This window comes from Rhodococcus sp. Leaf225 (assembly GCF_001426145.1).
Lineage (GTDB): Bacteria > Actinomycetota > Actinomycetes > Mycobacteriales > Mycobacteriaceae > Rhodococcoides.
On the sequence record NZ_LMRN01000025.1, the window covers coordinates 722,700 to 748,902 of the forward strand.

The following is a 26,203-nucleotide window of genomic DNA, read 5'->3' on the forward strand; positions in this document are numbered from 1 at the left end:
GGCAACATCTAACCGGACGACCTCGACTGGGTCAGAACCAAGGAGCGACCATGCCAAGCGTCATCGTTGTCGGAGTGGATGGCGGGGAGGCCTCGATGCGCGCTGCCCGCCGAGCGGCCGAGATCGCACGGAGGCTGGGAGCAAGTCTTCACATTGTTAACGCTGTCGACCGAGGCACCGTCAAGGAATACCCCGGTAGGCCGGGGTCCACCGCTGTGACGTCGGGTGAGCTCGCGGATGCCATCGTCGCCGACGCAGCCGAGGACCTTCGAACGCTGGTAGAACACGTGACGACATCGGTGGTGTACGGCCGACCGGCGGTGGCTTTGTCCGACGAAGCTGCGCGGCTCAACGCCGAGCTCATCGTCGTGGGTAACCGGCGAACCCAGGGCTTGTCGCGCGTGCTCGGAAGTATCGCCAGTGCCGTCGCGGCCCACGCGCCCTGCGACGTGTACATCGCGAAGTCCGTCTGACAGCTCACCGGTACCCAGCAGAGAGACTGGACGTGACACAAAAGGGTCACGTCCAGTTCTCCTGTGGTCAGAGCTTGTACTCCGCAAGCATCGCGCGCCCGATGATGATCTTCTGGATGTCGGTCGTGCCCTCACCGATCAGCATGAAAGCCGCTTCGCGGTAGAGCCTCTCGATTTCATACTCTTTGGAGTAGCCATATCCACCATGAATACGGAACGAGTCCTGAACCACCTCGTTGCAGTACTCGCTGGCCACCATCTTGGCCATGCCTGCCTCGACGTCCATTCGCTCGCCGGCATCTTTCAGCCGGGCCGCGCGTACCACCATCGAGTGCGCAGTTTCCACCTTGGTCGCCATCTCGGCGATGCGGAACAGAATGGCCTGATGCTGCGCGATCGGCTTTCCGAACGTCTCACGCTGCTGCGCGTACTTCACGCCCAGTTCGAACGCGCGGTTGGCGATTCCCACAGCGCGTGCACCCACGTTGACGCGGCCCACCTCGACGCCGTCCATCATCTGATAGAAGCCCTTCCCGGTGATGCCGCCGAGTATCTGCGATTCGTTCAGGCGATGTCGATCGAGGATCAACTCGGTGGTGTCGATGCCCTTGTATCCCATCTTGTCGATCTTGCCGGGCACGGTGACCCCCTGGGCGGTCTCGCCGAAGCCGGCTTCCTTCTCCACCAGGAACGTCGTCATGTTCTTGTAGGGAGAGTCGGCACCGTCGTCTGTTTTGCAGAGCACCGCAACAAGATTTGCGGATCCGCCGTTGGTGAGCCACATCTTCTGGCCGGTGATCTCGTAGCCGTCGTCGGTCTTCTGGGCCTTGGTCGAGATGGCCGACACGTCCGACCCGAGCCCGGGTTCCGACATCGAAAACGCGCCGCGGACCTCGCCGAGCGCCATCCGCGGTAGGTAGCGCTGCTTCTGCTCCTCGGTGCCGTGCTGCGTGAGCATGTACGCCACGATGAAGTGGGTATTGATCACGCCCGACACGCTCATCCATCCCCGAGCGATCTCTTCGACCACCAATGCGTAGGTCAGTAGAGATTCACCCAGGCCGCCGTACTCCTCGGGGATCATGAGACCGAAGATCCCCAGATCCTTGAGTCCTTCGACGATCTCCGTCGGATACTCGTCTGCATGCTCCAACTCGGTGGCGACAGGAATGATCTTCTTCTCGACGAACTGTCGAACGACCTTCAGTATCTCGTCCTGCTCGACTGTCAGACCTGTGGTGCGTGCAAGTCGGGTCATGGCCTTCGGCTCCTCTGTGAATCCATTTGACTAACCTACTAGATGTCAGACATATTACACATATGTCAAAGTCGGTGGTGGTGGTAACTGGTGCAGGGCGCGGACTCGGCGAAGCGATTGCGCTCGACGTAGCTAGGGAGGGCGCGTTCGTCGTCCTCGGAGGTCGGTCGGTCGAACCACTCGAACGTGTGAAAGCAGCCATCGAAGCAGACGGTGGCAGCGCTCTCGTGCACGCCACCGATGTCACCGACGCCAAATCCGTGGCCGGGCTCTTCCAGGACGCGGAGGAGACCTTCGGACAGATAGACGTGCTGGTGAACAACGCCGGCATCGCCAGTCAGGTCGACCTGGTCGATCTGGACGAGGCCGAGTGGGATCGAATCTTCGACACCAACGTCCGCGGAATGTTCCTGTGCAGTCGCGAGGCCGGGCGTCGCTTTGCGCAGTCGGGTGCCGGTCGCGCCGTCAACGTCGCGTCGGTGTTCGGCCTGCTCGGTCGTCCCGGGTTCTCCGCTTACTGCGCATCCAAAGGTGCCGTCATCAACTTCACTCGGTCTGTTTCCGCCGAGTGGGCGAGATTTGGTGCACAGATGAACGCCGTGGCACCGGGTTACTTCGCAACTGACATCAACGCCGAGTTGCGCGCAGACGATGCCGCGATGGCGAAGGTTCTGCGGCGCATTCCCGCATACCGCATGGGAAGGCCGGACGAGCTCGCCAATGTCGTGACGTACTTGGCGCTGAAAGCACCGAACTTCCTTACCGGGCAGACCATTGCGGTCGACGGCGGCGAAGCGAGCGTCTGACCAAGTGAAAGGAACAGGCATGACCGAGGCAGTTGTCTGCGAGCCGATCCGTACACCGGTGGGCAGTTACGGAGGTATTTTCAAGGATGTGCCGGTGACGACACTGGCGTCGACGGTCATGAAGGGATTGGTCGACCGAACGGGGTTGACCGCCGCGGACATCGACGACGTCATCTTCGGTCAGGGATACCCCAACGGGGAAGCAGCCGCCATCGGCAGGATCGCCGCCCTCGACGCCGGTCTCGACGTATCGGTGCCGGGTCTACAGATCGATCGTCGGTGCGGCTCCGGCCTGCAGGCTGTGTTGTACGCCTGCATGCAGGTAGCGACCGGAGGCTCGGATCTGGTGCTCGCCGGCGGCGCCGAAAGTATGAGTCGAGCCGAGTTCTACATGCCGAACGCACGGTGGAACACCGGCGAAGTGCCCACCCTTAGAGATCGTCTCGCGTCCCCACGCAACAACTCCGGAGGGTGGAGGCACCCGGTCGAGGGCGGGATGATCGAGACCGCCGAAAACGTCGCGGCGAAGTACGGAGTGACGCGCGAGGAGCAGGACGAGTGGGCTGTGCGGTCTCAGCAGCGCGCCGCGGCGGCCATCGACGGTGGACTGTTCGACGACGAGATAGTTCCCGTCGTCGTTCCGCGCCGAAAAGGTGAGCCACTGATCGTCTCTCGCGACGAACACCCTCGTCCGGACACCACGATCGAAACGCTGTCGCGCCTGAAGCCGATGATGCGCGCGACGTTGCCCACAGCGTCGGTGACGGCCGGAAACTCCAGCGGTCAGAACGATGCCGCAGCGATCGCAATCGTGACGACTCCCGAGAAAGCAGAAAAACTGGGACTTCGTCCTCTGGCGCGCCTCGTCAGCTGGTCGTTGGCCGGCGTCGAGCCCGAACTGATGGGAATCGGACCCGTTCCGGCTGCGCGTCGGGCGCTCGAGCGTGCGTCGTTGTCCTGGGCGGACATCGACCTGATCGAGTTGAACGAAGCCTTCGCGGCCCAGGTACTCGGCTGTTTCCGAGGGTGGCAGTTCGGCGACTCCGATCTGGACCGAGTCAACGTCAACGGGTCCGGTATCTCATTGGGGCATCCGATCGGGGCGACCGGAGGCCGCATCCTTGCGAACTTGCTGCGCGAGATGGATCGGCGCGAGTCGCGGTACGGGATGGAAACCATGTGCATGGGCGGCGGTCAGGGACTGGCCGCGATTTTCGAGCGGGTGGCGTGAGATGACGCGAATACTGTACTTGTCGATGTCGCGGGAGAAGTACTCGCCGAACTACTTTCCTTACCTACGCACCTATATCGACCAAGTGAAGTCGCCGGACGTCGAGTTCGAGCTCCACGGGACACGAGTCGGACGTATCGACAGTTTCCGCTTCTTCGAAGTACTCGACTGGGTGTCCATTCTCGACTCCGTCGTCGGTGCGGAACAGGATGGCTTCGATGCCGTGGCGATAGGCAACATCCTCGATCCGGCGCTTCGCGAGGCGCGGTCGATGGTGGACATCCCAGTGCTGGGACTCGGCGAGACGTCAATGTTGACCGCATGCATGATGGGTAGCCAGTTTTCGCTCGTCGGCGTCAACCCTTACTTCGGTGGCCGATTCGAGGAGAACGTGGCCAGGTACGGGCTACGCGACCGACTGGCGAGCATCGAATGCATGGGTTTGACCCCCCACGAGCTCGACGCGTGTTTCTCCGATGACAGTAGCCGCCAGAAGGCAATCGACTCGTTCGTCGCGGCGGCGCGCGTATCGCTCGACAAAGGAGCCGAGGTGGTCGTCCCTGCGGGTGGTCGCCTGACCGCCTTTCTCAATGCCGTAGGAATCCGTGAGGTCGACGGCGCACCACTGCTCGACGGAACCGTCTCTCTCGTGACCGCAGTGGAGTCGGCCGTCCGGATCCACCGGCAGGCTGGGGCTTTCGTGAGTCGGCGCAGGCTGTACGCGAAGGCGCCGGTGGCGTCCATTCGCGATTCGGGCGTCGAGTACGCCGAGGGTTACAACCTGCCGGCCCTGGCGCGTTTGGTAGATGGATACCCCGCAGTAGAACAGACCAAGGAGTGAATCGGATGGACGTTCGTTACCCGTTGAGCAAGCAGGATGTGTTCGTATCCAACCTGGATCGTCTTCGCGAGACCGCCCCAGATGTCGCCGATGCGTTCAGGGGGCTGAGGGTCGCCGCTGACGCGTACGGGACCCTCGACGCGAAGCAGCGGGAACTGAGTTTGTTGGTCGGGTTCGCGGTCACGCGGAACGAGGGCGGTTTTCGGGTTCACTGCACACGCGCCACGGACGCGGGCGCGACAGTGGCCGAGATCGAGCAGGTGGTGATTCTTCAGCTCGGAACCAGCTTGGGGCTGGTGCCGGTCGTGGAGGCGTTGTCGTGGGCGCACGACGAGCTCAATTGATTACATAGAAGCTATTGTCAGACATTATGTTCAATGATATTTTGTGTTCGGTGGTTGGTCCGCCACCGCCCGAGTACCACCAGGAGAAACGTCGATGACAGAACGTAACGGCCCCTGCACTGCCGTGGTGATGGGAGCGGGGTCGGGGATCGGCCGAGCGACAGCCATCGAACTGGCGCGCAACGGATATCGCGTCGTGGCAGCGGACCTCAACTCCGGGGCGGTCGCAGCACTCGCCGCCGACGTGGAGGGGATCATCGACCTGGGGCAGTCGTGGAACGCCACGGACCCAGAGGTGTGTGACGAGTTGATAGCCGCCGCAGTCGGGGCAGTGGGTCCGCTCGACACCGTGGTGTCCACGGTCGGGTGGACAGCGATCACGAAGTTCCTCGATGAGTCTCCGGACTACTGGCGACGGATCATCGACGTGAACCTGATGTCGGCGATCCACCTGTCGGCGTCCGCCGGACGCGTCATGAAGGACAGCGGGGGTGGGTCCATCGTGCTGACCTCGTCCGAAGCCGGCACCGTCGGTACCTCCGGGGAGGCTGTCTACTCCGCGGCCAAGGCAGGCATCATTGCGCTGGCCAAGTCGCTCGCCCGTGAGTGGGCTCGATTCGGGATACGGGTCAATGCGGTGGCGCCGGGTATCACGGCGACGCCTCTGCTCGAAGAGCAAGGGCTGGTGACCGGCGACGGCGCGGACGGGGGCGTCCTGGGCAGCATCCTCAGAGGTGTGCCGATGCGTCGAGCGGGAGAGCCATCCGAGATCGCTGCCGCCATCACGTACCTCGCGGGCGATGGGGCCAGTTACGTTACCGGCCAGACCCTCTGCGTCGGTGGGGGATTGACGATGGGCTCATGACTCCTCCGCCCATTCGTCTCGATCGAGCATCCAAGCAATCCCACACCGAGAGGTCGTTCACCCCATGCGTGACAAGACGGTCCTGATCACCGGCGGTTCCAGAGGAATGGGACAGCAACTCGCGTTACGTCTCGCTGGCGAAGGCGCCAACATCGTCGTCAACTACCGGCGCGACACCGAAGCCGCGAAGGAAACCGTCGAGGCAGTCGAGGCAGCCGGGGGGCAGGCGCTTGCCGTTCAGGCAGACGTATCCGACACCGCTGCAGTCGAGGACATGATCGGACAGGCCGTCGCACGCTTCGGAACCCTCGACGTCGTCGTGGCCAACGCCGCAGCCAGCGCGTTCAAGCCTCTGATGGACATCCATGGACGCCACATCGAGAAGACGATGGGCATCACCGTTCAGGGCTTCCTGGACCTCGTGCGGCTGGCACTGCCGCACATGAATCGTGGCGGTCGCGTCATGGCGGTCAGCGGGTGGGACAGCTTCCGCGTCCTACCCGGACACGGACTGCTCGGTGCAGCCAAAGCGGCGATGGAAACGATCGTGAAGTATCTGGCGATCGAGCTGGCCGCGAACGGCGTCAGCACAGTCGGGGTCTGCCCCGGGCCGATCGACACTGACTCCTTCCGCTATTATGCCGGCGAGCAGTGGGACGACTACGCCGAGCAGTGGCTCGCGCAAACGCCGTCGGGCGCGTACCCGACGCCCACGGAGGTTGCCGAAGTCATGGCGTTCCTGTGCTCGCCGCAGAGCGCCGTCATCAACGGTCAGACCATCGTCGTCGACGGCGGGTTGTCCCTGGCGACCATGCCGATCGGCTTCGGCCAGCGCTGATGACGAGTGCACAGTCTCCGGCGGTCGCCCACACCGTCGTCCAGTTGATGAGCCAGATTCAACGCCGGCCCGGACACGAGGTGGCCGCGGAGGGTGTCGACGGACAGCATCGGTTGACCATCGCCGAACTCGTGCGCTCGTCGAACTGTGTGGCCAACGCCTTCATCGGACTCGGCCTGGCTCCGGGCAGTCGTGTCGCGTACGTGGCGCAGAATCATATCGAGTACGTGATTCTCGAGTTCGCGCTGCTCAAAGCAGGACTCGTCAAAGTTCCCCTCAATCACAGATTCGCACCAGTCGAGCTTCGCCGATGCATCGACTTGGCGGACGTCGCTCTCGTCGTTGCAGACGACGCATCGTCCACCGCCCTCGACAATGTTCTGGACGGCACCGACATCCTGCGAGTTCATATCGGGCCACGTGACGGATGGGTGGACTTCGCCGATCTGGTGGCCGGAGGCTCCCCGACACCAGTGCAGGTTGCCACCGGTCCCGACGACCTATACCACATTCGCTTCAGCTCCGGTTCCACCGGAAAGCCGAAAGGAATTGCCATCTCTCAGCGGGGCGCCCGTGCCGCAATTCTCGGGAACACCTGGGTGATGAGCAGTAGCGGACCCGTCGATCGGCCGCGAACGCTGCAGGTTGCGCCGTTGGTGTACGCCGGTGGCTGGAGCATCCTTCCCACCCTGCTCTGCGGTGGCACGAACGTGTTCATGGGCCGCTTCGAGGCAGAGCAGATGCTGGACGTCATCGTCCGACGGGGGATCACGTGGATGTTCGCCGTCCCGACGATGCTGCGCAGAATGAGTACCCTCACAGGGCTTTCCGCACTGCGCGGATCGTCCCTGCGTTGTCTCATGCTCGCCGGTGAACCGGCGGCTCTGCCTGCGCTCGACGTCGTCGGGGAACATACCGACGCGTTGATTCAGTGTTGGGGGCAGACGGAAGCGCCCGCCTCGACGACGCTTCTCTCGCGGACCGACATGAAAGAGCGCGAGCTGTGGTCGTCGATCGGGCGGCCGATTCCCGGTGTCGAGTTCTCCGTTTACACCGATGGAGTGGTCCTCGACAGGCCGGAGCCGGGTGTCGACGGTGAACTCGTGATTCGGACACCGAGCGTCGCGAGCACCCTGCTGGGAGCCGAGGACGAGCACGCGGAAAGGTCGCTTCCCGGTGGGTGGTGGCGAACCTCGGACCTGGGCCACTTCGACGACTCCGGGCGCATCTACATAGTCGGTCGGGCAAGCGAGACGATCATTACCGGCGGCACCAACATTCAGCCGGTGGAGATCGAGCGCGCGTTCGAGAAGCACGCGGCTGTCCGCGAGGCCGTGGTGGTGGGTGTGCCGGACGCGAAGTGGGGAGAGACGCCCGCGGCGTACGTGCACCTGTCCGAGCCGTGGGACTCGGTCGGAGCCGATCTGGACGCGTGGCTCAAGGACAACCTCGCGGGCTTCAAGCGGCCCGGCCACATCTTCGTGTCACCGGATCCTATTCCCCGCGCCTCGGGTGAGTCGAAGATTGCCCGCGGCGACATCAAAAGGATCGTTCAGTCGTGGGTGGCGGACCCCGGAGTTGTACCGCACAACGTGAAGAGAGTGGAGAAGTGACGTGACGGATATCGTCGTATCGATCGAAGACGAGATCGGAATCGTCCGGCTGAACCGGCCCGACAGGGGAAACTCGGTGACCCCGGACGTCGTGCGACGGATGGGCGAAGCGGTCGCCGAGTTCGCGGAGACGGACACCGTCTCCGCCGTCGTGCTCACCGGTACCGGCACGGTGTTCTGCGCGGGCGCCGACGTGCGAGAGATGAACGATGTCTACACGGCGGAAGGTCCAGACGCCCTGATGAGCTACCTCGGCGATATCTGGATGCCCGCCGTTCAGGCCACTGTGCGGATGTTGTGGAACGCACCTGTGCCTCTCGTTGCCGCCTACAATGGTGCCGCGACGGCCGGGGGTCTCGATTTCGGCCTCGCGTGTGACGTTCGAATTGCGTCGTCTCGAGCCCGGTTCGCCGAAAGCTACGTCAACCTCGGAATGGTGCCGGTCGCCGGCGGCGCGTATCTCCTTCCCTCGCTGATCGGTTCCGCAGCCGCGCTGAGAATGTTGGCAACCGGCGAATTCATTTCCGCCGAACGTGCCCTTGCGTTGGGCATGGTCAGCGACGTGTGCGAACCGGAAGCCGTGGCCGAACGGGCGGTCGAGTTGGCTCGCGAAATGACGCACGGCCCGTCGGCGACGTATGCGAGCGTCAAGAAGATTGCCCGCACAACAGCGACGTCGGAGCTGGACGCCGCACTTCGCGCGAGTCTGGCGGCAAATATCGAATTGATCGCCCGGCCCGGGGTCCGAGCCGGGATCGTTGCGGTCATGGACCGCTACAGCGGTGGCTCGAAGAGTTGAGCGAACCTTTGACGATCGGGGTGGTCGCCGAGTCCGGTTCCGGCGAAACCCGGGTTGCTGCAACGCCAACAAGTGTTCGTAAGCTGATCGGACTCGGATACGAGATTGTCGTCGAGCAGGGTGCGGGCACTGGTTCCAGCTACAGCGACACCGCGTACCGAGACGCTGGTGCCTCCATCTGCTCCAGCGACGATGCCTGGTCGGCAGACGTCGTTCTGAAGGTCCACGCTCCGACCTCGGCGGAGATCGGCCGGTTGACCGACTCGGCCGTACTGGTCGGTCTGATCGGTCCCGCGTCGAACGCCGAACTCGTCGACGACCTCGCTCAGCGCAGTCTGACGGTCCTCGCGATGGACGCCGTACCCCGTATTTCACGCGCACAGTCGCTCGACGTGCTCTCGTCGATGGCGAACATCGCGGGCTACCGGTCGGTGATCGAGGCTGCCCACGAGTTCGGCCGATTCTTCACCGGTCAGGTGACCGCAGCCGGCAAAATTCCGCCCGCGAAGGTGTTGGTAGCCGGTGCAGGTGTTGCGGGTCTCGCCGCTGTGGGTGCCGCTTCGAGTCTCGGTGCGATCGTCAGGGCAACCGATCCTCGACCCGAGGTTGCCGAGCAGGTACGGTCCATCGGCGGAAAATTTCTCGAAGTCGATGTCACACAGGAGGTGTCGACTGACGGCTACGCCAAGGCCACCAGCGAGGACTACAACCGGCGCGCAGCGGAGATATACTCCGAGCAGGCGGCCGAGGTCGACATCATCATCACCACCGCGCTGATCCCGGGACGCCCGGCACCCCGCCTGATCACCGAGGCGGACATCGCGTCGATGAAACCGGGAAGTGTCGTCGTCGACATGGCTGCGGGGCACGGTGGCAACGTTGCAGGGTCGGTTGCCGGCGAGCGTGTGGTCTCCGACAACGGCGTGATCATTCTCGGGTACACCGATCTGGCGCGCCGACTTCCCACCCAAGCGTCGCAACTCTACGGAACCAATGTGGTCAATCTGCTGACCTTGCTCACTCCGGAGAAGGACGGTCGACTGGTCCTGGATTTCGACGACGTGATTCAACGCGGAGTCACCGTGGTGCGCGACGGGCAGATCACCTGGCCGCCACCTCCGACCGCCGTGTCTGCGGCTCCGACCACCCGCACTGCTGACGTGGTCGCACCACAACCGAGATCGCCCCGACCGCCCAGGAATCGGTGGGCCGCGCTTGCTGTCGGTGTGCTCGTGTTCTTCCTGGTTCTGGCGTACGCGCCCGCTCCGTTGCCGCAGCACTTCACGGTTCTGGTCCTGTCGATCATCCTGGGGTACTACGTGATCGGGAACGTGGCCCATGCGTTGCATACGCCGTTGATGGCTGTAACCAACGCGATCAGCGGCATCATCGTCGTCGGCGCGATCGTTCAACTCGGTGTGGCCGGTGACGCAACGAACGCGGGCGTGATCAGGGTGTTGGCCTTCGTGGCGACACTTCTTGCTGCAATCAACGTATTCGGAGGGTTCGCGGTCACTCGGCGGATGCTCCGGATGTTCAGTAAAGGCTGAGGCTCCCATGACCGTGCTGTCCGCGACGACCGCTGCATACCTCGTCGCCGCTGTCTTGTTCATCTTCTCCTTGGCCGGGCTGTCTAAGCACGAAACCTCGGGTAGCGGCGTTGTTTACGGCATCGTGGGCATGGTGATCGCCGTGGGCGCCACGATCGTGGTGATCGTCGACGTTTCCGACGGCGTGGCACTCGGATTGCTCGTGGTCGCGCTGCTTATCGGCGCCGCGGTCGGGCGCTGGCGTGCTCGGGTCGTCGAGATGACCGGGATGCCGGAACTCATCGCACTTCTGCATTCCTTCGTCGGGCTCGCAGCCGTCCTGGTGGGCTGGAACGGCTACCTCTCGCACGAGTCCTTCGAATCGGTTGCATTGGCGGGTATCCACCACGCGGAGGTATTCATCGGGGTGTTCATCGGAGCGGTGACGTTCACCGGTTCGATTGTCGCGAACCTGAAGTTGTCCGGCCGAATATCGTCGTCCCCATTGATGCTTCCGGGCAAGAATGCCCTCAACGTAGGCGCGCTGGTCGCCTTCGTCACGCTCACGGTGTGGTTCGTTGCCACCCCGTCGCTGTGGTTGCTCGTTGCAGTCACAGTGTTGGCTCTCGCGCTGGGCTGGCACCTGGTGGCATCGATCGGCGGCGGCGACATGCCGGTGGTCGTGTCTATGCTGAACTCCTACTCGGGCTGGGCTGCAGCAGCTTCGGGCTTCCTGTTGAACAACGATCTCCTCATCGTCACTGGAGCACTGGTCGGATCGTCGGGCGCGTTCCTGTCCTACGTCATGTGCAAGGCGATGAACCGGTCGTTCGTTTCGGTGATCGCCGGCGGGTTCGGCGCCACGGCCGCGGTGTCGGACGACACCGATCACGGCGACCACAGGGAGATCGACGCCGCAACTGCAGCGGACCTCGTGCTGCATGCGGCGTCGGTCGTCATCACCCCCGGTTACGGAATGGCCGTCGCCCAAGCGCAGTATCCCGTTGCCGAGTTGACCAAAGCCTTGCGCGAGCGAGGAGTCGACGTGAGATTTGCAATTCATCCCGTGGCCGGACGATTGCCGGGGCACATGAACGTGCTTCTGGCCGAGGCGAAGGTTCCGTACGACATCGTATTGGAAATGGACGAGATCAACGACGATCTGAAGCAGGTCGACGTGGTGCTGGTGATCGGGGCGAACGACACCGTGAATCCGTCGGCTGCCGAGGATCCGTCGTCGCCCATCGCCGGGATGCCGGTACTGCGCGTGTGGGAGGCCAAGGACGTCATCGTGTTCAAACGCTCGATGGCCGCCGGGTACGCGGGTGTGCAGAATCCGCTGTTCTTTCGAGACAACAGCCGAATGTTGTTCGGCGACGCGAAGGCTCGGGTCGAGGACATCATTCGCAACCTGTCCTGACCCGAGCTCGCTCGCGTCAGTCGCGTAGCAGGCGGTTGGCCCGGTAGCGAGTGTCGTGGTAGCTCGACCACAGCGCGTCGAGCAGTTCGAGTACCGCGGAGCGAGACCACGTGCGCGTCCACTCGAACGGGCCGGCCGGGTAGTTCGTTCCCAGTTTCATTGCGGTATCGATGGCGTCGGGAGATGCCACACCTTGCATGGTCGTTTCCCACGCTTCGTTGGCCACGACGGCCAGGGTGCGGGCGAGAACGAGGCCCGGTACGTCGGACACGGGGTGGGCAGTAATGCCTGCGAGGTGCAGGACCGCCGCGACCGTCGGCAGCGAATACTCGTGCGATGACGCAACCGCGATGCCGGTGGCATCGGCAAAGGACAAGCACCGGTCGAGGACGACGACGGGGACGCCGTCTCGTTCGGCCGACTCGGACCGCGCGGTCCGGCCGCGGGTGAGCACGACGACGGCCGCATCGAGAACGAGCTCGGCCGGTGCGTCCCGGGCCGATTCCTCGTACGTGACCGTGATGCCCGATCGCTCCACCACCGCGTCGAGTTCCGAGCTCGGCCCACGTCGAATGGCCTGTGCAGGAGGTGAACCGGCCTGCACCTGCGCGGGTGCATCAGGTTCGGCATCGGCAGCATAGCGGTAGAAGCCTTGCCCACGCTTGCGCCCGTAGCGGCCAGCGGCCACGAGTTCGTCCTGAATGCGCGACGGTTCGAACCGGGGGTCGAAGTTGAATGCGGTCCAGACCGTTCTGGTCACGGCGGCGTTGACGTCGTGACCGATGAGATCCATCAGCTCGAACGGACCCATCTTGAACCCGCCGGAGTTACGGATGATCGCGTCGAGGGTCGCGGGTGAGGCCGCGCACTCCTGCAGGAGCCTGAGCGGTTCACCGTAGAAGCCGCGTGCGACCCGGTTGACGATGAAACCGGGTGCGTTCGTCACCCGCGCAACGGTCTTGCCCCAGGCGACGGCGAGCTTGTCGATATCGTCCGCCACTCGAGGGTCGGTCTGCAGCCCGGTGACCACCTCGACGAGTTTCATGATGGGGACCGGGTTGAAGAAGTGCATGCCGACGACTCTGTGAGGCATCGGGGAGCGCGCAGCGATCTCGGACACCGACAGCGACGAGGTGTTCGTCGCGAGGATGCAGTCGGGACCGAAATGCCCTGCGGCCGCCGCAAAGACGGCGGCCTTTACATCCAGCGATTCCAGGACGGCCTCGATGACCACCGTGTACGGATGCTGTGGTGCCGACTCGATCGACGTGCAGGTGGTCAGGAGACTGTCCAAAGACGCTGCGATGGCCGGGTGCCGTTTCGCGAGGCGAGCCTCGATGTCCTCGGCCGCGGCCGTCAGCTGCGCTTGCTGAGGATCCACGAGGTACACCGGGTGCCCAGCAGCCAGCGCTGTCTGCGCGATCCCCCGACCCATCGTGCCTGCGCCGACGACGCAGATCGGGGTGGATGCTGTGGTCATGGGTTACTCCTGAGGATTGTCAGCGGGGCCTCGGAAGGCCCGGAACATGGTTGCTTCTAGCTGTATGACAATGTACGTTGCTGTAAAGAAAGTATCAGACTAATTGTCATACACTGGTCGTTCGAGCGAGGCAGGAAAGTGGTACGCAATGACCTACGAAGACATCGTCGTCTCGGTCGACGAGGGGGTGGCAACCATTGCGATCAACCGTCCCGAGAACGCGAACAAGTTGCGGTTCACCACCGCTCGCGAACTCCTCGACGCGTTCCGGATGGTGCGTGAGACGCCCACCATCGACGTGGCGGTGTTGACCGGAGCCGGTGACAAGTTTTTCTGCATCGGCGGCGAGCACGAGGAACTGACGTCGCTCGACTACTCGAGCGTGATGCCGGTAATCGATCTGTACGAGTTCATCGACACTATGCCCAAACCCGTGATCGCTGCCGTCAACGGCTTCGCTGTGGGTGGCGGCAACGTGCTCCACGTCGTCTGCGATTTGACAGTCGCGGCGCCGCACTCGGTGTTCCGCCAGGTCGGACCCATGGTCGGGAGCTTCGACGCCGGCTACGGCACCTGGTATCTCGAACAGACGATCGGACGCCGCCGCGCCAAGGAGATGTGGTACCTCAACCGCAAGTACACCGCCGAGCAGGCGTTGGACATGGGCTTGATCAACGACATCGCCGATGATCCGGTGGCCCACGCGCACGAGCTCGCTCAGACGCTGCGCCAACGTGGCCCCTTCGCCATCAGTGCACTCAAGGCTGCATTCTCCGGACGCCACACCGGTGTGGTCGGTCAGGCGCGGATGGCACACGACTTGCTTCTGACCGCGTATCGCAGCACCCGGGAGGCCACCGAGATGTCGGAATCCTTCGACGAGCGCCGCGCACCCGACCGATCGAAGTTCAACCGATGATCAGCCTCAGCTCCGAATTGGAAGAATTCCTGACGACGGCGGCCAAGGTCGCGACGTCGGTGGCAGACTCCTCCGATTCGGTCACCATCTCGCGAGGTGCGTTGGAAAGCACCGGTCTTCTCGATCTCGCCGGTGACGTCGCCGACGAATCGGATGGTCTCGCCTGGCTGGCGCACACCGTCCGCGTCGTTGCGCAGACATCGCCGTCACTCGCCTTCGTGCTCGCCGGTCGCTACGCCGCCGATCACGTGGGCCACAGCGCGGGCTCGGGAGGTTCGGCGTTCGGACTGGCCTTCGCAGGCGCCGCCACCGTCCTGTCGTCGGCCCTCGATCCCGATCGTGCGGTGGTGTGGGACGCGGCAACGGGGTCGGTGTTCGCCGCACCTTTCGACTCGATCGGTGCCGATGGCAGCGCACGACGATCCGGTCTCGCGCAAGCGGATCTGGTCTCGGTGACCATAGCCTCCGATTCCGTCGTCGCGAATGTCGAAGTATCCGAACTCATCTCCCGCTGGGACCTGCTGACCGGTGCCGCGCTCGTCGGAATCGGCCGGCGGGCGGTGGCCGAGACACAGGCCTACGTCATGGGGCGTCACCAGTTCGGTGTCGCCATCGGGTCGTTCGTCGGGTTGCGTGCGCTCGTCGCGGACATGGACCTGCGTGTCGGTGACGCCGAGGCATTGCTGTCGCGCGCTCTCGACGGCGAGGCGTCGGCGCCGGTGTCGGCATCGGCTGGACGCGCCGCCGTGGCCACGTGCATCGACGCTGTGCAGGCGCACGGCGGATACGGTTACATCGACGAGTACCCCATCGCGGGATTACTGCGCGATGCCATCAGTACCCAGGCCAGAGCCGGGGGACGACGCTTCCACGTCGCGCGAGTGGCCCAGCTGGGACTGGGCTCGCAAGCAGTCCTGCTGCCATGACCGCCCCCGCTCGAAAACCGGAGAAGAAGATGGATCCAACCAGTGGCCCCTTGGCCGGTGTTCGGGTGGTCGACATCTCGTCGTCCTACGCCGCACCGACGACCTCGATGTACCTCGCCGACATGGGAGCGGACGTCATCAAGATCGAACCGACCCGTGGCGACGACGCGCGCGGGTGGGGCCCACCGTTCCTGAACGGTGAGGCCGCATGGTTCTTGTCGGTGAACCGCAACAAACGGAGCATGTGCCTCGATATTCGCGGGCAGGCCGGCCGACAGGTGCTGTTCTCACTCCTCGAGACCGCCGACGTCTTCATCGAGAACATCAACCCGGTCAAGCTGGCGAAGCACGGATTGGATCCGGACACCCTGCGGTCGAGGTTTCCCCAGCTCATCGTCTGTGCATTCTCCGGTTTCGGGCTCACCGGGCCCGATTCCGCCCTCCCGGGCTACGACCTGATCGCCCAGGCCCGATCCGGAATCATGAGCGTCACGGGCGCAGACGGCGTGCCGCAACGTGTCAGCACTGCGTTGTCGGACGTGGCAGCAGGAACCGTTGCTGCGTTCGCCATTTCGTCAGCTCTGGTCAAGCAGCAGCGGACGGGTGAGGGTGAGGTGGTCGACATCGCGCTGCTTGAGGCCGATCTGGCGTTCATGTCTCCCCGCATCGCGAGCTACCTCGCCGGTGATCCAGAACCGTCCCCGTGCTCGGGACGTGACTCAGTCGTCGCGATCTACCAGTCGATGGTGACGGCCGACCGACCCATCGTTGTCGCGATCGGCAACGACCGTCACTGGGTCCGGGCATGCGATGCACTCGGGTTGCACGAGTTGGGACAGCGAGAAGACCTGCGCACCAACGCCGATCGCCGCGCCAAACGCGAGGAGGTCGTCGGGCTCTTCCAAGCTCGACTCCTGACCATGTCGTCGGAGACAGCGCTGAAAACTCTGCAGAGCGTCGGCGTTCCGTGCTCGCAGATCAACTCCCTGTCGGAGGTGGTCTCGGACCCACAGGTCGAGGCCCGCAAGGCCATCGTGCCCTACGAACACCCCGTCGCCGGCACATTCCGCGGCGTCGGAACCCCCTGGAGACTTGCGTCCGACCCCGAGGATCGGCAGGCTCGTCTACCGGCCCCGCTGCGGGGAGAACACGGCAGGGAAGTCCTCGCCGAGATCGGACTCGACGATGCGGAAATCGCAGCGTTGACGAATGCAGAGGTCGTGTGGGTTCCATGATCGACACCACTCGTTCCGGACGGGTGTTGACCATAGAGATCACTCGGCCGAAGCAGCTGAACGCACTCAACACCATCGTTCTGGCGCAGATGCTGGCTGCCGTGGATGATGCCCAGCACGACGAGTCGCTGGGCGCCATCGTCATTCGTGGCAGTGGTGATCGCGCGTTCTGTGCGGGAGCCGACCTGGACGAGATTCGCGGGCTCGACATCGAGGCGGCACAGTCGTTCATCCGTGCTGGTCAACGCACCATGACGGCCGTCGCCGATTCAGTGGTGCCGGTCATTGCCGATGTCGACGGATTCGCGCTGGGGGGCGGGTTCGAGTTGATGCTCGCCTGCCACCTGGTGATCGCGTCCGATCGGAGTGGCTTCGGTCTCCCGGAAGCGCGCATCGGGTGCATTCCCGGATTCGGGGGTACCCAGCGCCTCGCGATGTCGGTGAGCAAACCAGCGGCGTTGCTGATGATGCTCGGCGGTGAACGAGTGGACGCCGACCGTGCCTGGCAGATCGGACTGCTGTCGGTACCCCCTCTGCCGCCAGGAGAGTCGGCGGCGGAAGCACGGCGGCTGGCAGAGCTGATCGCGTCGGGGAGCCGGCGCGGTATCGCGAACATCCTCGACGCCGCTCGTCCGGCATTCCGTGCCGCGGCGCTCGATCACGAAGCGGCCCTCGCTGCCATCTCCATCGCTGCTCGCGACGGGCAAGAGGGCATCACGTCCTTCGCCGAGCGTCGTGCACCCGTCTTCCACCAGGAGAATTCATGAACACACCGTGGGCCAGCATCGATCACGACATCATCGACACCGTCGATTCGGTGATCGCGCGCACCATTGCTCCCGCTGCTGCGGAGATCGATGCGACCGGCACGTTCCCCGCCGCCGGGATCGCCGAACTGGCGGATGCTGGCTTGGGGGTCCTGCAGATGCAGAAGTCGCTCGGTGGTGCAGGTGCCAGCACGTCGACTTACGCGGAGGCGCTGCTACGTATCTCAGCCGTGTGCGGTGCCACATCGACGGTCTACATGACACAGATGCACGCTGCTCACCCCATTCATCTTCAGGGTTCACCGGAGCAGAGCGCACGATGGGTTCCGGAGCTGTGCAAAGGCACCGCCATCGGGTCGATTGCGCTCACCGAACCAGGTGCCGGCTCGGACGTCAGTTCCATGCGCACCGTCGCGCGACGCGACGGGGACACGTACATCGTCAACGGTGAGAAGACGTTCATCTCCAACGGTGATCGCGCCGACGTGATCGTCCTGTTCGCCACCGTGGACACGTCACTCGGAAAATCGGGTATCACCGCGTTTCTTCTGGACACCGCGACTCTCGACGGTTTCGAGCCGGGTGCGCCCATGAAGAAGTTGGGACAGAAGGGAGCGTCGACGGTGACGTTGTCTTTCCAGGACTGCCGGATTCCGGTGTCATCTCGGATGGGGGAGGAGGGCGAGGGCTACCCGCTACTGCTGCGCTCCGTCATCCGCTCTCGCATCAGTGCAGCGGCGCAGGGTGTGGGGTTCGCGCAAGGCGCGTTCGACGTCGTGGTGTCCTGGGCCGCGGACCGCGATCTGTTGTCGTCGAAGACGCTGCACGCACAGGACCTGCAATTCGAACTCGCCCGACTGCGCGGCGACATCACGGCGGCGCGGGCGATGTTGCTGTCGGTGTGCGACCAGGTCGACTCCAGCTTCGAGGAGCCGGTCGCAGAGGTGTCGCTGGCCAAGATGCATTGCACCACACTGGGTACGACGGTCGCTGCGCGCTGTGTCGAGTTGCTGGGTCCGGACGGTGACCTGGTGTCACTCGGAGCCGAACGGCTGCTTCGCGATGCAAAGATCGCCGAGATCTACGACGGCACCAACCAGGTTCAGAGCATGCTCGTCGCACGGGACATCCGTCTCGGAGCGACGCGAACAACCGTCGACGTGTGAGGAGAATGATGCAGAAGACAACCTACGACGCCATTTTCGTCGACGGCGGGTGGGTGCAACCGGCGTCGTCGGAGATGACCCAGCTCGTGTCACCGACGACGGGCGAGGTCTACGGCGCAGTGCCGGCGGGCTCGATCGAGGACATGGACACCGCGGTGCGTGCTGCGCGCAGAGCGTTCGATGACGGGAAATGGACCGGAACCTCGCTGCAGAATCGTCTGGATGTCCTCCGGCGTCTGCGGCAACTCCTCGTCGATAACGCGGAGGCGCTCGCCGTCACGATCACCACCGAGATGGGCTGTCCCATAACCCAATCGCGATCCGTTCAAGCGGCCAACCCCGTCAAGGTCATCGACGCATCCCTCGACATCGCCGCGGCCTTCCCGTGGCGCGCGCTACGACGTTCCGCCTCTGCCAATGCCCTCGTCACTCGAAGTCCCGTCGGAGTCGTCGCAGCGGTGTCGCCATGGAACATGCCGCTGTCGATCAACGTTCAGAAGCTCGTGCCCGCCTTGATCGCCGGTTGCACGATGGTGCTCAAGCCTTCCCCGGAGACCCCGCTCGATGCCTACCTGCTCGCCGAGCTGGCCACCGAAGCCGGTCTACCGCCCGGAGTTCTCAATGTGGTGCCCGCGGGCCGGGACGCAAGTGCGTACCTCGTGGGGCACCCGATGGTCGACAAGGTCACGTTCACCGGTTCTCCCGCAGCGGGACGCAGCATCGCGGCGCGGTGCGGTGCGGATCTGCGCCGAGTCACTCTCGAACTCGGCGGCAAGTCGGCTGCGGTGGTGCTGCCCGACGCAGATCTGGATCAGGCCGTCGAGGCACTGCGTATGGGATCGTTCCGCAACAGTGGGCAGGTGTGTTCGCTGAAGACTCGCATTCTCGTGCACGAGTCGCAGCAAGCGGAGTTCACCGAGCGGCTGGTCGCGATGGTGTCGTCGATGCCCGTCGGTGACCCGACGGACCCCGACACGCAGATCGGTCCGATGGTGTCCGAACGTCAACGCACCGTAGTGGAGGGCTACATCGCTGCCGGGCGAGCCGAAGGTGCACGCTGCGTACTCGGCGGCGGTCGTCCGGCGCACCTGGATCGGGGATGGTTCGTCGAGCCGACCGTCTTCGTCGACGCCACTCCCGACATGAAGATCGTGCGTGAGGAGATCTTCGGTCCCGTGGTGTCCGTGCTGTCGTACCGCGACGAGGCGCACGCCATCGAGCTGGCCAACAATTCCGACTACGGACTCAACGGCGCAGTGTTCACCGCGGACGTCCAGCGCGGCCTGCGCGTCGCCGAGCGCATGCATACCGGCACCGTCGAGGTGAACGGCAATCCGGCGGGTTTCTCCGCGCCGATGGGCGGAATCAAGCTCAGCGGACTCGGACGTGAGAACGGGCCCGAGGGACTCGAAGCCTATGTCGAGCTCAAAGCAGTAGGGGTGTCGGAAGCGGTGGCCGAGGCGCTCGTCGCAGCGGACCCGACACTGGCAACCACGTGATCGGTGAGGTGACAGGGCCTCTCGCGGGAATTCGCGTCATCGAGGCGTCGTCCTTCGTCGCCGGACCATCCGCCGGTCTCGCGCTGTCCCAGTTGGGCGCCGATGTCATTCGGGTCGATCCGCCAGGCGGCGGCAGCGACGCGGGCCGGTGGCCGCTCTCGCATACCGGATCGAGCCTCTTCTGGAACAACCTCAATCGCGGAAAACGGTCGGTGACCATCGACCACCGCACGGACGAGGGCAGGGAACTACTGCTCGAGCTCGTGACGGCGCCCGGGCCGAGTTCCGGAATCCTTGTCGACAACATGCCGGGTCGCAGCCGAATAAGGTTCGAACAACTCACCGAGCGACGCGCCGACGCGATTCACGTGCACATCGAGGGGCGACGGGGCGGTCTACCTGCGGTCGACTACTCGATCAACGCCGAAGTCGGCCTGCCGATGATGACGGGCCCCCGCGACACGGTGGGGCCGGTCAATCACGTCCTGCCGGCCTGGGATCTGGTGACCGGAATGATTGCGGCCACCTCGGTGGTGGCCGCCGTCGTCCACCGCGACAGGACCGGGAACGGATCCAAGGTCGACATGGCGTTGTCGGACGTTGCTCTCGCCGGTGTGGCGGACATGGGCTGGCTGGCCGAGGCGCATGAAACCGGCAGCGCCCGAGAACGTCTGGGCAATCACATGTTCGGAACATTCGGCGTCGATTTCGCCACGTCCGACGGACGCCGTGTCATGGTCATCGCCCTGACGACCGCTCAGTGGAACGCACTGCAACGAGCCACTGACACCGAGACGGTCTTCAGGGCGCTCGCCGAGACATTCGCGGTGAACTTCGACGACGAGGGTGCACGGTTCCGCTTCCGGGACACGATCGAATCAGTCCTTCGGCCCTGGTTCGCGGCGCGTGACCTCGCGGAAGTGGAAAAGTCACTGAATGCGGCGAGAGCACTCTGGAGCCCCTACCGCGACATGAGTGAGGTCGTGTCGATCGCACTCGAGGACCCGGCGAGCATCGTGCACCAGATCGATCAGCCTGGAGTGGGAACCATGCTCAGCGCGGCCGCCCCCTGGCGATGGGGTGATGTACACGCCAGAAGCACTGCGGCACCCCGTCTGTCGGACCACACCGATGAAATTCTCGGCGACGCACTGGGTTTGTCCGACACCGAGCTTGCCGATCTGCGCACACGCGGAGTCGTCGGCTGACCCGACTGCCGTCCGCCACGCATGACTGCGAGAACACAAGAAGGAGATCGTGATGCAAGGAGCGGTATATCTCGGCGACAGAAAGGTCGAGTTGCGCGAATTCCCCGAGCCCACGCCGGGTGAGGGTGAGGTCGTCGTGGCTACCAAGGCGTCCGGGCTGTGCGGAAGTGATCTGAACTACTACCGAGCCGACCCGGTCGACGGCGCCGGCCGGTGCATCGCAGGCCACGAGCCTGCGGGCGTGGTGCACTCGGTGGGTGCGGGTGTGTCGGAGACGGTCGCGAAGGTCGGCGACCGGGTGATGATCCATCACTACATCGGGTGCGGGGCATGCTCCGATTGCCGGTCCGGATGGTCGCAGATGTGCATCGTGCAGCCAATCGTCGTACTCGGAAGTGACGACCATGGTGGTCACGCGCCTTACATCAAGGTGCCGGCGTCCACCCTGGTTCCGCTCGACGATTCCTTGAGTTTCGAGGCGGGCGCGGCAATTTCGTGTGGGACAGGTACCGCGTGGGGTGCGCTGGACCGCGTCGGTGACGTCGGCGGGAAGTATGTGGTGGTGTCCGGTCAGGGGCCGGTGGGGCTGTCGGCCACCATGCTCGCGACCGCGATGGGCGCCCGTGTGATCGCCGTCGATCTCAGCGCTGAGAGGCGTGAGCAGGCACTCGCACTCGGCGCGGTGGCCGCAGTGGATCCTGCGAGTGGAGCTGTTCCGGAGGCGATTCGGCAGGTGGCCGGTGCCGACGGCGTTCCCGTCGGACTGGAGACATCCGGCTCGTCGGTTGCGGCCTCCGTCATGATCGACAGCCTGTCACGATGGGGTCGTGGATGTTTCGTCGGTGTCGGAGCAGAGATCTCTTTCGGCGTACTGCCGTATCTGCGGCGCCAACTGACGGTCATGACATCGTGGTCGATGTCCTGGGTGGGGCAGAAGGAGTGCGCAGATTTCATCGTCGCGCACGATCTGCCGGTCGACGCCTTGTTCACGCACCGCTGGTCGCTGGACGAGGTGTCCGAGGCCTACACGGAGTTCGACAGACAGCGTGCGGGCAAGGGTGTCATCGTCTTCTGATCTTCGCCACCGCGCAGCGTCAGACGAGTGTCGAGTCGAACCACTCGACGACGCTGCGCAGGCCGTCCGTGAGGTCGACCCGAGGCGTGAAGTCCAGGAGGTCGCGCATCCTCTGCTGGCTGACCAGCTGATATCGAGTTCGGTTCTCGTCATAGGTGATCGAGGCTGGATCGCTTCCCACCATGTCGGCCAAGGTGCCGTAGATCTCCTTCGACGTTCTCGGCACACCGGAGACGTTGACCGCCATCCCGCTGGCGTCGGAATACGCCGCACGACGAACCGCTTCGGCCACGTCGGCGACATGGATGAGGCCGTGCTGCGCGCCCCCCGCCCACGGGATGGTGGGCGTGCGGTCCTGTCGTACGACGCTCAGCAGGTCGGTCATCAACGATCCGTTCGACCCGGGGCTGGTGCGGGGGCCGTAGATCGTGCCCAGTCGCAACGCGAGGTAGTCAGGGCCCCCGTCCGCGGCGAACGCCTCGCAGTAGGCCTCGCCGGCGAGCTTGGTGGCGGCATACATGTTCACCCCTGCGCACGGCCACGGTTCGTCTTCGGCGAACGGGGCGCGGTTCGGGTCGGCGAAGGACCCGTACACGGTGTGTGACGAGCCGAAGACGATGCGCCGTACGCCGGACCTCTTGGCTGCTGTGAGGAGGTCGTAAGTGGACCCGACGTTGACCTCGTGTGCGGCCCGTGGGTTGGAGGACGAGGCTTTGGTGCGCACGGCAGCGAGGTGGATGACGACATCGACGCCATCGACCATGGATTCGATAACCGACGGATCGCGGAGATCGCCGGAGTGCGCGCTCACGCTCGGAAGTTCGTTCAACGTCTCGAGCATTGCCTCGCCGCCGACATCGGTGGCGAGGATTGTCGTACTCGTGTCGGTAGCCAGTAGTTCCACCACGTGGGATCCGACGAAGCCGGCAGCGCCGGTGATCAGGATTCTCGCGGGAGAGGTGTTCGTCATGTATCGAAAGTATCAGGCCGGTTAATGTCTGACAATAATGCTCGTGTGGGGACGAGGCGGGTTGGTAGTCCGCCTCAGCAGGGAAGCGAGTACTGAAGCACGAAGTCCAGATGTTCGCGCATGGCAGCGCCGGCCTTCTCCGGATCCTGCGCTTCGATCGCAGCCTCGATGGCGATGTGCTGTCGCACGGTCTTCTTCGCCACCTCCGGTGTCACGTCCAGGAACTGCGCGGGGTGTGTGGCATCGTGCACCGACGAGATGAACGCTGCCAGCAGTCGATTGCCCGACGCGTAACCGATCGCGGTGTGGAACCGGAGGTCGTACTCGGGAATATCGGGGTCGTCGATCGACGTGTTCTTCTGCAGATCGATGATGCTGCGAATCTTCGCGACGTCGTCGGCGGTGCGGTTGCGGGCGGCCCATTCGGCGGCGGGGATTTCGAGAAGCCGACGTACCTCGGTGATCTCCGCGATGTCCAGCGCCCCGATGCGAACGATGGTGTCCATCGATTCGCTGAGCATCTGGCTCAGGGAGTGGGGGGTCACGGTGTTGACGAAGCTGCCGCCGGCCACGCCCGGGATCTTGCGGATGAGGCCGGAGCTGACGAGAGCGCCGAGTGCTTCACGAACCGTCGGGCGGCTGACGCCGAACAGCTGGGCGAGTTCGGTCTCGGGTGGAAGCTTGGCACCCTGCTTGAACCGTCCGTCCAGAATGGCCTCACGCAGCTGCTCTTCGACTTGGTCGCGCGGACGAGTCACTTGGCGCGCTTTGAACGAGTTGGTCGAAGATGACGTCATGGGGTCTCCAGAAGCGTGGTGTCGAGAGCAGGTATCGAGCTCGAAGTGAGAATTATCCACCATCCTCCCACGCTGCAGCCGAGCACGCGGTCACTGCGCAACATTCAACGCCGATTCGTGCAACCGTTCAATCATCTGACAGTAGTCTAGCTGTCTCATTAGTCGATTGCTGAATGGTGGTACCTGCATGTCGGTGGCCGAGCACACCCGGAAGCCCGTTCGGAGTCCCTACTTCGATGAAATGGTCGTAGGTCGAGTGTTCGACACGGCGCCCGCGGTGACCGTGACCGACGGACTCGCCGCGGTACACAGCTCGATCGTCGGCAACCGGTACGCATTGTCTCTCGATCGCACGACAGCGCATGCCGTCGTCGGCGGCTCGATAGTCAATCCCGCTCTGGTGTGGGATATCTCGATCGGCCAGTCGACGCCGGCGACGCAACACGTGCGTGCGAACCTGTTCTACCGGGGACTGCATTTTTATCGATCACCGGTGGTCGGCGACACGCTGAAAACCAGGTCGGTCGTGGAGGCTCTTCGTGAGAACGCGCGCCGGCCCGATCGCTCCCCGACCGGTCTGGTCGTACTTCGCATCACCACCGTCGATCAACACGGGCGGACGGTGTTGGACTACCGCCGCTGCGCGATGGTTCTGCTCTCGCCCCTCGCTCCCGAGACCGGCCACCGAGACGACACGTCGTCGGGAGCGGACTTGTCCGGACCACACGATCCGTTCGCGTCGGTGGCGGGATGGAACATCGACGAGGTGCCGTATCCACCTGGCCCTGCAGGGTGGGAGATCGGCACCGAGTTCGACGTTCTCGGCGGCGACGTGGTCTCCAGCGCGCCCGAACTCGCTCGCCTGACCGGAAACGTGGCACGGGTGCATCATGATTCCGCGGCCGCAGGAGGGGCGCGGCTGGTCTACGGCGGCCACTCCATCGGCATTGCGTTTCATCACGTGTGCCAGGCAATTCCGGGGATCGTCGCGGTTGCGGGGTGGCACGGCTGCGATCACGTTGGTCCCGTGCACGAGGGAGATTTCCTCACGTCGACCGTGGCTGTCGAGACCGTGCAGTCGAACGCTGACGGTGTTCGAGCACTCGGGCTACGGGTTGTCACCCGCAGCCGCCACGCGCTCGACGGAAGTTCGAACGAGGTGCTCGTGTGGCGCCCGATCGTGATCGTGCGATGACCCTCAGTGCGCAGATCAAGTCTGCACGCACGTTTCTGTTCGTTCCGGCGTCTCGTGCCGACCGCTTCGACAAGGCAGACGCAGCGGGGTCGGATGTCGTCATTCTCGATCTCGAAGATGCGGTACACCCCGACGACAAATCGAGTGCGCTCGCCCTGATCACCGCGTGGCTCGGCGAGGGACAGAGAGGGTCGGTGACGGCAGTGCGCATCAATGCGGTGGACTCACGGTGGCACGAGCGGGAGATCGAGTCGCTACAGAGGTTCGACGTACCGGTGATGGTCCCGAAGGCCGATTCCGTGGAGGTGCTCGAGGGACTACACCGCCGGTCGGGGCTGCCGCTGATACCGCTGATCGAGACGCCCGCCGGAGTATTGCGGGCGGAATCGATCGCGGGTGCCGAAGGAGTGGTTCGACTGGCGCTCGGACACATCGACCTCGCGGCCGCATTGGGAGTGGACTCGGAGTCGCGTGAAGCGTTCCTTCACACCCGGTCTCAGTTGGTCCTCGCCAGTGCCGCTGCCGGGATCGCCGGCCCGGTGGACGGGGTCACCACGGCGTTGAACGACTCCGAACGCTTGATCGGCGACGTGACGCACGCGTTGGCGCTGGGACTCACCGGCAAGCTTTGTATTCATCCGCGTCAGGTCGAGACGGTGCACGGCGTTCTCCGCCCGTCCGATGTCGACATCGTGTGGGCGCGTCAGATCGTGGCGGCGGTGGATGCTGGTGACGTTTCCGACGGCGGCGGCGCGGTCGCGGTCGCCGGCAGGATGGTCGACCCGCCGGTGATTGCTCGCGCTCGGACGATTCTGGCCAGGGTTCCAGCGAACGAGTGAACCCCGACGAGACCTCGGCCGATTCGGCTCAGTCCTACATTCTGATAATTGTTTGACTGAAAGCTTGACTGAAGACTTGCCCTTAGGCCATGCTGTGACAGCTATCACTC

The 26,203-nt window shown here is 64.2% G+C and carries 25 protein-coding genes; 21 read left to right on the forward strand and 4 right to left on the reverse strand.

Annotation, left to right across the window (positions count from 1 at the left end):
- The first annotated feature begins 50 nt into the window (after window positions 1–50).
- Window positions 51–473 carry a universal stress protein gene (locus tag ASG69_RS22380; RefSeq protein WP_082544364.1) on the forward strand — a complete coding sequence of 141 codons (423 nt, stop codon included), beginning with the start codon at window positions 51–53 and terminating at the stop codon, window positions 471–473.
- A gap of 67 nt (window positions 474–540) precedes the next feature.
- Here the strand turns inward: ASG69_RS22380 and ASG69_RS21565 are convergent, their stop codons facing one another.
- Complete coding sequence (locus ASG69_RS21565; RefSeq protein ID WP_056442732.1) at window positions 541–1,731, reverse strand: acyl-CoA dehydrogenase family protein; 1,191 nt, start codon at window positions 1,729–1,731, stop codon at window positions 541–543.
- A gap of 26 nt (window positions 1,732–1,757) precedes the next feature.
- Here ASG69_RS21565 and ASG69_RS21570 point away from each other — a divergent pair, with 26 nt between their 5' ends.
- The 10 genes from ASG69_RS21570 (at window position 1,758) to pntB (ending at window position 12,017) form a co-directional block, all read left to right on the forward strand.
- Window positions 1,758–2,537 (forward strand): SDR family NAD(P)-dependent oxidoreductase, encoded by a 780-nt coding sequence (locus ASG69_RS21570; protein ID WP_235579038.1) that lies wholly within the window; start codon window positions 1,758–1,760, stop codon window positions 2,535–2,537.
- Window positions 2,538–2,556: 19 nt separating this feature from the next.
- Window positions 2,557–3,768, forward strand: a complete 1,212-nt coding sequence (locus ASG69_RS21575) for an acetyl-CoA C-acetyltransferase (RefSeq protein WP_056442726.1) — start codon at window positions 2,557–2,559, stop codon at window positions 3,766–3,768.
- Between the two features lie 25 nt (window positions 3,769–3,793).
- The gene (locus ASG69_RS21580) at window positions 3,794–4,609 is read left to right on the forward strand and encodes an aspartate/glutamate racemase family protein (protein WP_235579039.1); all 816 of its coding nucleotides are present in this window, start codon (window positions 3,794–3,796) and stop codon (window positions 4,607–4,609) included.
- A gap of 5 nt (window positions 4,610–4,614) precedes the next feature.
- On the forward strand, window positions 4,615–4,953 hold the full coding sequence (locus ASG69_RS21585) for a carboxymuconolactone decarboxylase family protein (RefSeq protein WP_082544362.1): 339 nt from the start codon (window positions 4,615–4,617) through the stop codon (window positions 4,951–4,953).
- Between the two features lie 94 nt (window positions 4,954–5,047).
- Window positions 5,048–5,818, forward strand: a complete 771-nt coding sequence (locus ASG69_RS21590; protein ID WP_082544361.1) for an SDR family NAD(P)-dependent oxidoreductase — start codon at window positions 5,048–5,050, stop codon at window positions 5,816–5,818.
- 64 nt (window positions 5,819–5,882) lie between these two features.
- Window positions 5,883–6,656 (forward strand): SDR family oxidoreductase, encoded by a 774-nt coding sequence (locus tag ASG69_RS21595; protein ID WP_056442722.1) that lies wholly within the window; start codon window positions 5,883–5,885, stop codon window positions 6,654–6,656.
- 47 nt (window positions 6,657–6,703) lie between these two features.
- Window positions 6,704–8,269, forward strand: a complete 1,566-nt coding sequence (locus ASG69_RS21600; RefSeq protein ID WP_235579040.1) for a class I adenylate-forming enzyme family protein — start codon at window positions 6,704–6,706, stop codon at window positions 8,267–8,269.
- 1 nt (window position 8,270) lies between these two features.
- A complete protein-coding gene (locus ASG69_RS21605; protein ID WP_056442717.1) occupies window positions 8,271–9,068 on the forward strand; it encodes an enoyl-CoA hydratase/isomerase family protein in 798 nt (265 codons plus the stop codon).
- Window positions 9,069–9,076: 8 nt separating this feature from the next.
- Window positions 9,077–10,618, forward strand: coding sequence for a Re/Si-specific NAD(P)(+) transhydrogenase subunit alpha (locus ASG69_RS21610; RefSeq protein ID WP_056442714.1), 1,542 nt, complete (start codon window positions 9,077–9,079; stop codon window positions 10,616–10,618).
- Between the two features lie 7 nt (window positions 10,619–10,625).
- Window positions 10,626–12,017, forward strand: coding sequence for a Re/Si-specific NAD(P)(+) transhydrogenase subunit beta (gene pntB / locus ASG69_RS21615; RefSeq protein ID WP_056442709.1), 1,392 nt, complete (start codon window positions 10,626–10,628; stop codon window positions 12,015–12,017).
- 16 nt (window positions 12,018–12,033) lie between these two features.
- Here the strand turns inward: pntB and ASG69_RS21620 are convergent, their stop codons facing one another.
- Entirely contained in the window at window positions 12,034–13,497 is a 1,464-nt protein-coding gene (locus ASG69_RS21620) for a 3-hydroxyacyl-CoA dehydrogenase NAD-binding domain-containing protein (RefSeq protein ID WP_056442707.1), read from the reverse strand.
- A gap of 148 nt (window positions 13,498–13,645) precedes the next feature.
- Between ASG69_RS21620 and ASG69_RS21625 the strand changes: the two genes are divergently transcribed.
- Genes ASG69_RS21625 through ASG69_RS21660 form a run of 8 tightly spaced genes read left to right on the forward strand, consistent with a single transcriptional unit; the run spans window position 13,646 to window position 22,292 of the window.
- Entirely contained in the window at window positions 13,646–14,416 is a 771-nt protein-coding gene (locus ASG69_RS21625; RefSeq protein WP_056442704.1) for an enoyl-CoA hydratase-related protein, read from the forward strand.
- On the forward strand, window positions 14,413–15,342 hold the full coding sequence (locus ASG69_RS21630) for an acyl-CoA dehydrogenase family protein (RefSeq protein WP_056442701.1): 930 nt from the start codon (window positions 14,413–14,415) through the stop codon (window positions 15,340–15,342). The genes ASG69_RS21625 and ASG69_RS21630 overlap by 4 nt, the downstream gene beginning before the upstream one ends.
- A 29-nt stretch (window positions 15,343–15,371) precedes the next feature.
- Window positions 15,372–16,577, forward strand: a complete 1,206-nt coding sequence (locus ASG69_RS21635) for a CaiB/BaiF CoA transferase family protein (RefSeq protein ID WP_056442698.1) — start codon at window positions 15,372–15,374, stop codon at window positions 16,575–16,577.
- Window positions 16,574–17,344: an enoyl-CoA hydratase/isomerase family protein gene (locus ASG69_RS21640; RefSeq protein WP_235579041.1), complete on the forward strand. Its 771-nt coding sequence runs from the start codon at window positions 16,574–16,576 to the stop codon at window positions 17,342–17,344. The genes ASG69_RS21635 and ASG69_RS21640 overlap by 4 nt, the downstream gene beginning before the upstream one ends.
- On the forward strand, window positions 17,341–18,510 hold the full coding sequence (locus ASG69_RS21645) for an acyl-CoA dehydrogenase family protein (protein ID WP_056442692.1): 1,170 nt from the start codon (window positions 17,341–17,343) through the stop codon (window positions 18,508–18,510). Before ASG69_RS21640 ends, ASG69_RS21645 begins: the two co-directional genes overlap by 4 nt.
- Before the next feature lie 8 nt (window positions 18,511–18,518).
- Window positions 18,519–20,009 carry an aldehyde dehydrogenase gene (locus tag ASG69_RS21650; RefSeq protein ID WP_200933866.1) on the forward strand — a complete coding sequence of 497 codons (1,491 nt, stop codon included), beginning with the start codon at window positions 18,519–18,521 and terminating at the stop codon, window positions 20,007–20,009.
- A gap of 8 nt (window positions 20,010–20,017) precedes the next feature.
- Window positions 20,018–21,217: a CoA transferase gene (locus ASG69_RS21655; protein ID WP_235579042.1), complete on the forward strand. Its 1,200-nt coding sequence runs from the start codon at window positions 20,018–20,020 to the stop codon at window positions 21,215–21,217.
- 52 nt (window positions 21,218–21,269) lie between these two features.
- The gene (locus ASG69_RS21660; RefSeq protein ID WP_056442682.1) at window positions 21,270–22,292 is read left to right on the forward strand and encodes an alcohol dehydrogenase catalytic domain-containing protein; all 1,023 of its coding nucleotides are present in this window, start codon (window positions 21,270–21,272) and stop codon (window positions 22,290–22,292) included.
- A gap of 19 nt (window positions 22,293–22,311) precedes the next feature.
- Here the strand turns inward: ASG69_RS21660 and ASG69_RS21665 are convergent, their stop codons facing one another.
- Together ASG69_RS21665 and ASG69_RS21670 are read right to left on the reverse strand one after the other, a co-directional pair.
- Window positions 22,312–23,262: an NAD-dependent epimerase/dehydratase family protein gene (locus ASG69_RS21665; RefSeq protein WP_056442679.1), complete on the reverse strand. Its 951-nt coding sequence runs from the start codon at window positions 23,260–23,262 to the stop codon at window positions 22,312–22,314.
- Window positions 23,263–23,336: 74 nt separating this feature from the next.
- Window positions 23,337–24,059, reverse strand: coding sequence for a FadR/GntR family transcriptional regulator (locus ASG69_RS21670; protein WP_056442676.1), 723 nt, complete (start codon window positions 24,057–24,059; stop codon window positions 23,337–23,339).
- A 187-nt stretch (window positions 24,060–24,246) separates the two neighbouring features.
- On the opposite strand from ASG69_RS21670, the gene ASG69_RS21675 reads away from it, so the two are divergent.
- Together ASG69_RS21675 and ASG69_RS21680 are read left to right on the forward strand one after the other, a co-directional pair.
- Window positions 24,247–25,254 carry a MaoC family dehydratase gene (locus ASG69_RS21675; RefSeq protein WP_056442672.1) on the forward strand — a complete coding sequence of 336 codons (1,008 nt, stop codon included), beginning with the start codon at window positions 24,247–24,249 and terminating at the stop codon, window positions 25,252–25,254.
- A complete protein-coding gene (locus tag ASG69_RS21680) occupies window positions 25,251–26,093 on the forward strand; it encodes an HpcH/HpaI aldolase/citrate lyase family protein (RefSeq protein ID WP_056442867.1) in 843 nt (280 codons plus the stop codon). The genes ASG69_RS21675 and ASG69_RS21680 overlap by 4 nt, the downstream gene beginning before the upstream one ends.
- Window positions 26,094–26,203 lie beyond the last annotated feature (110 nt).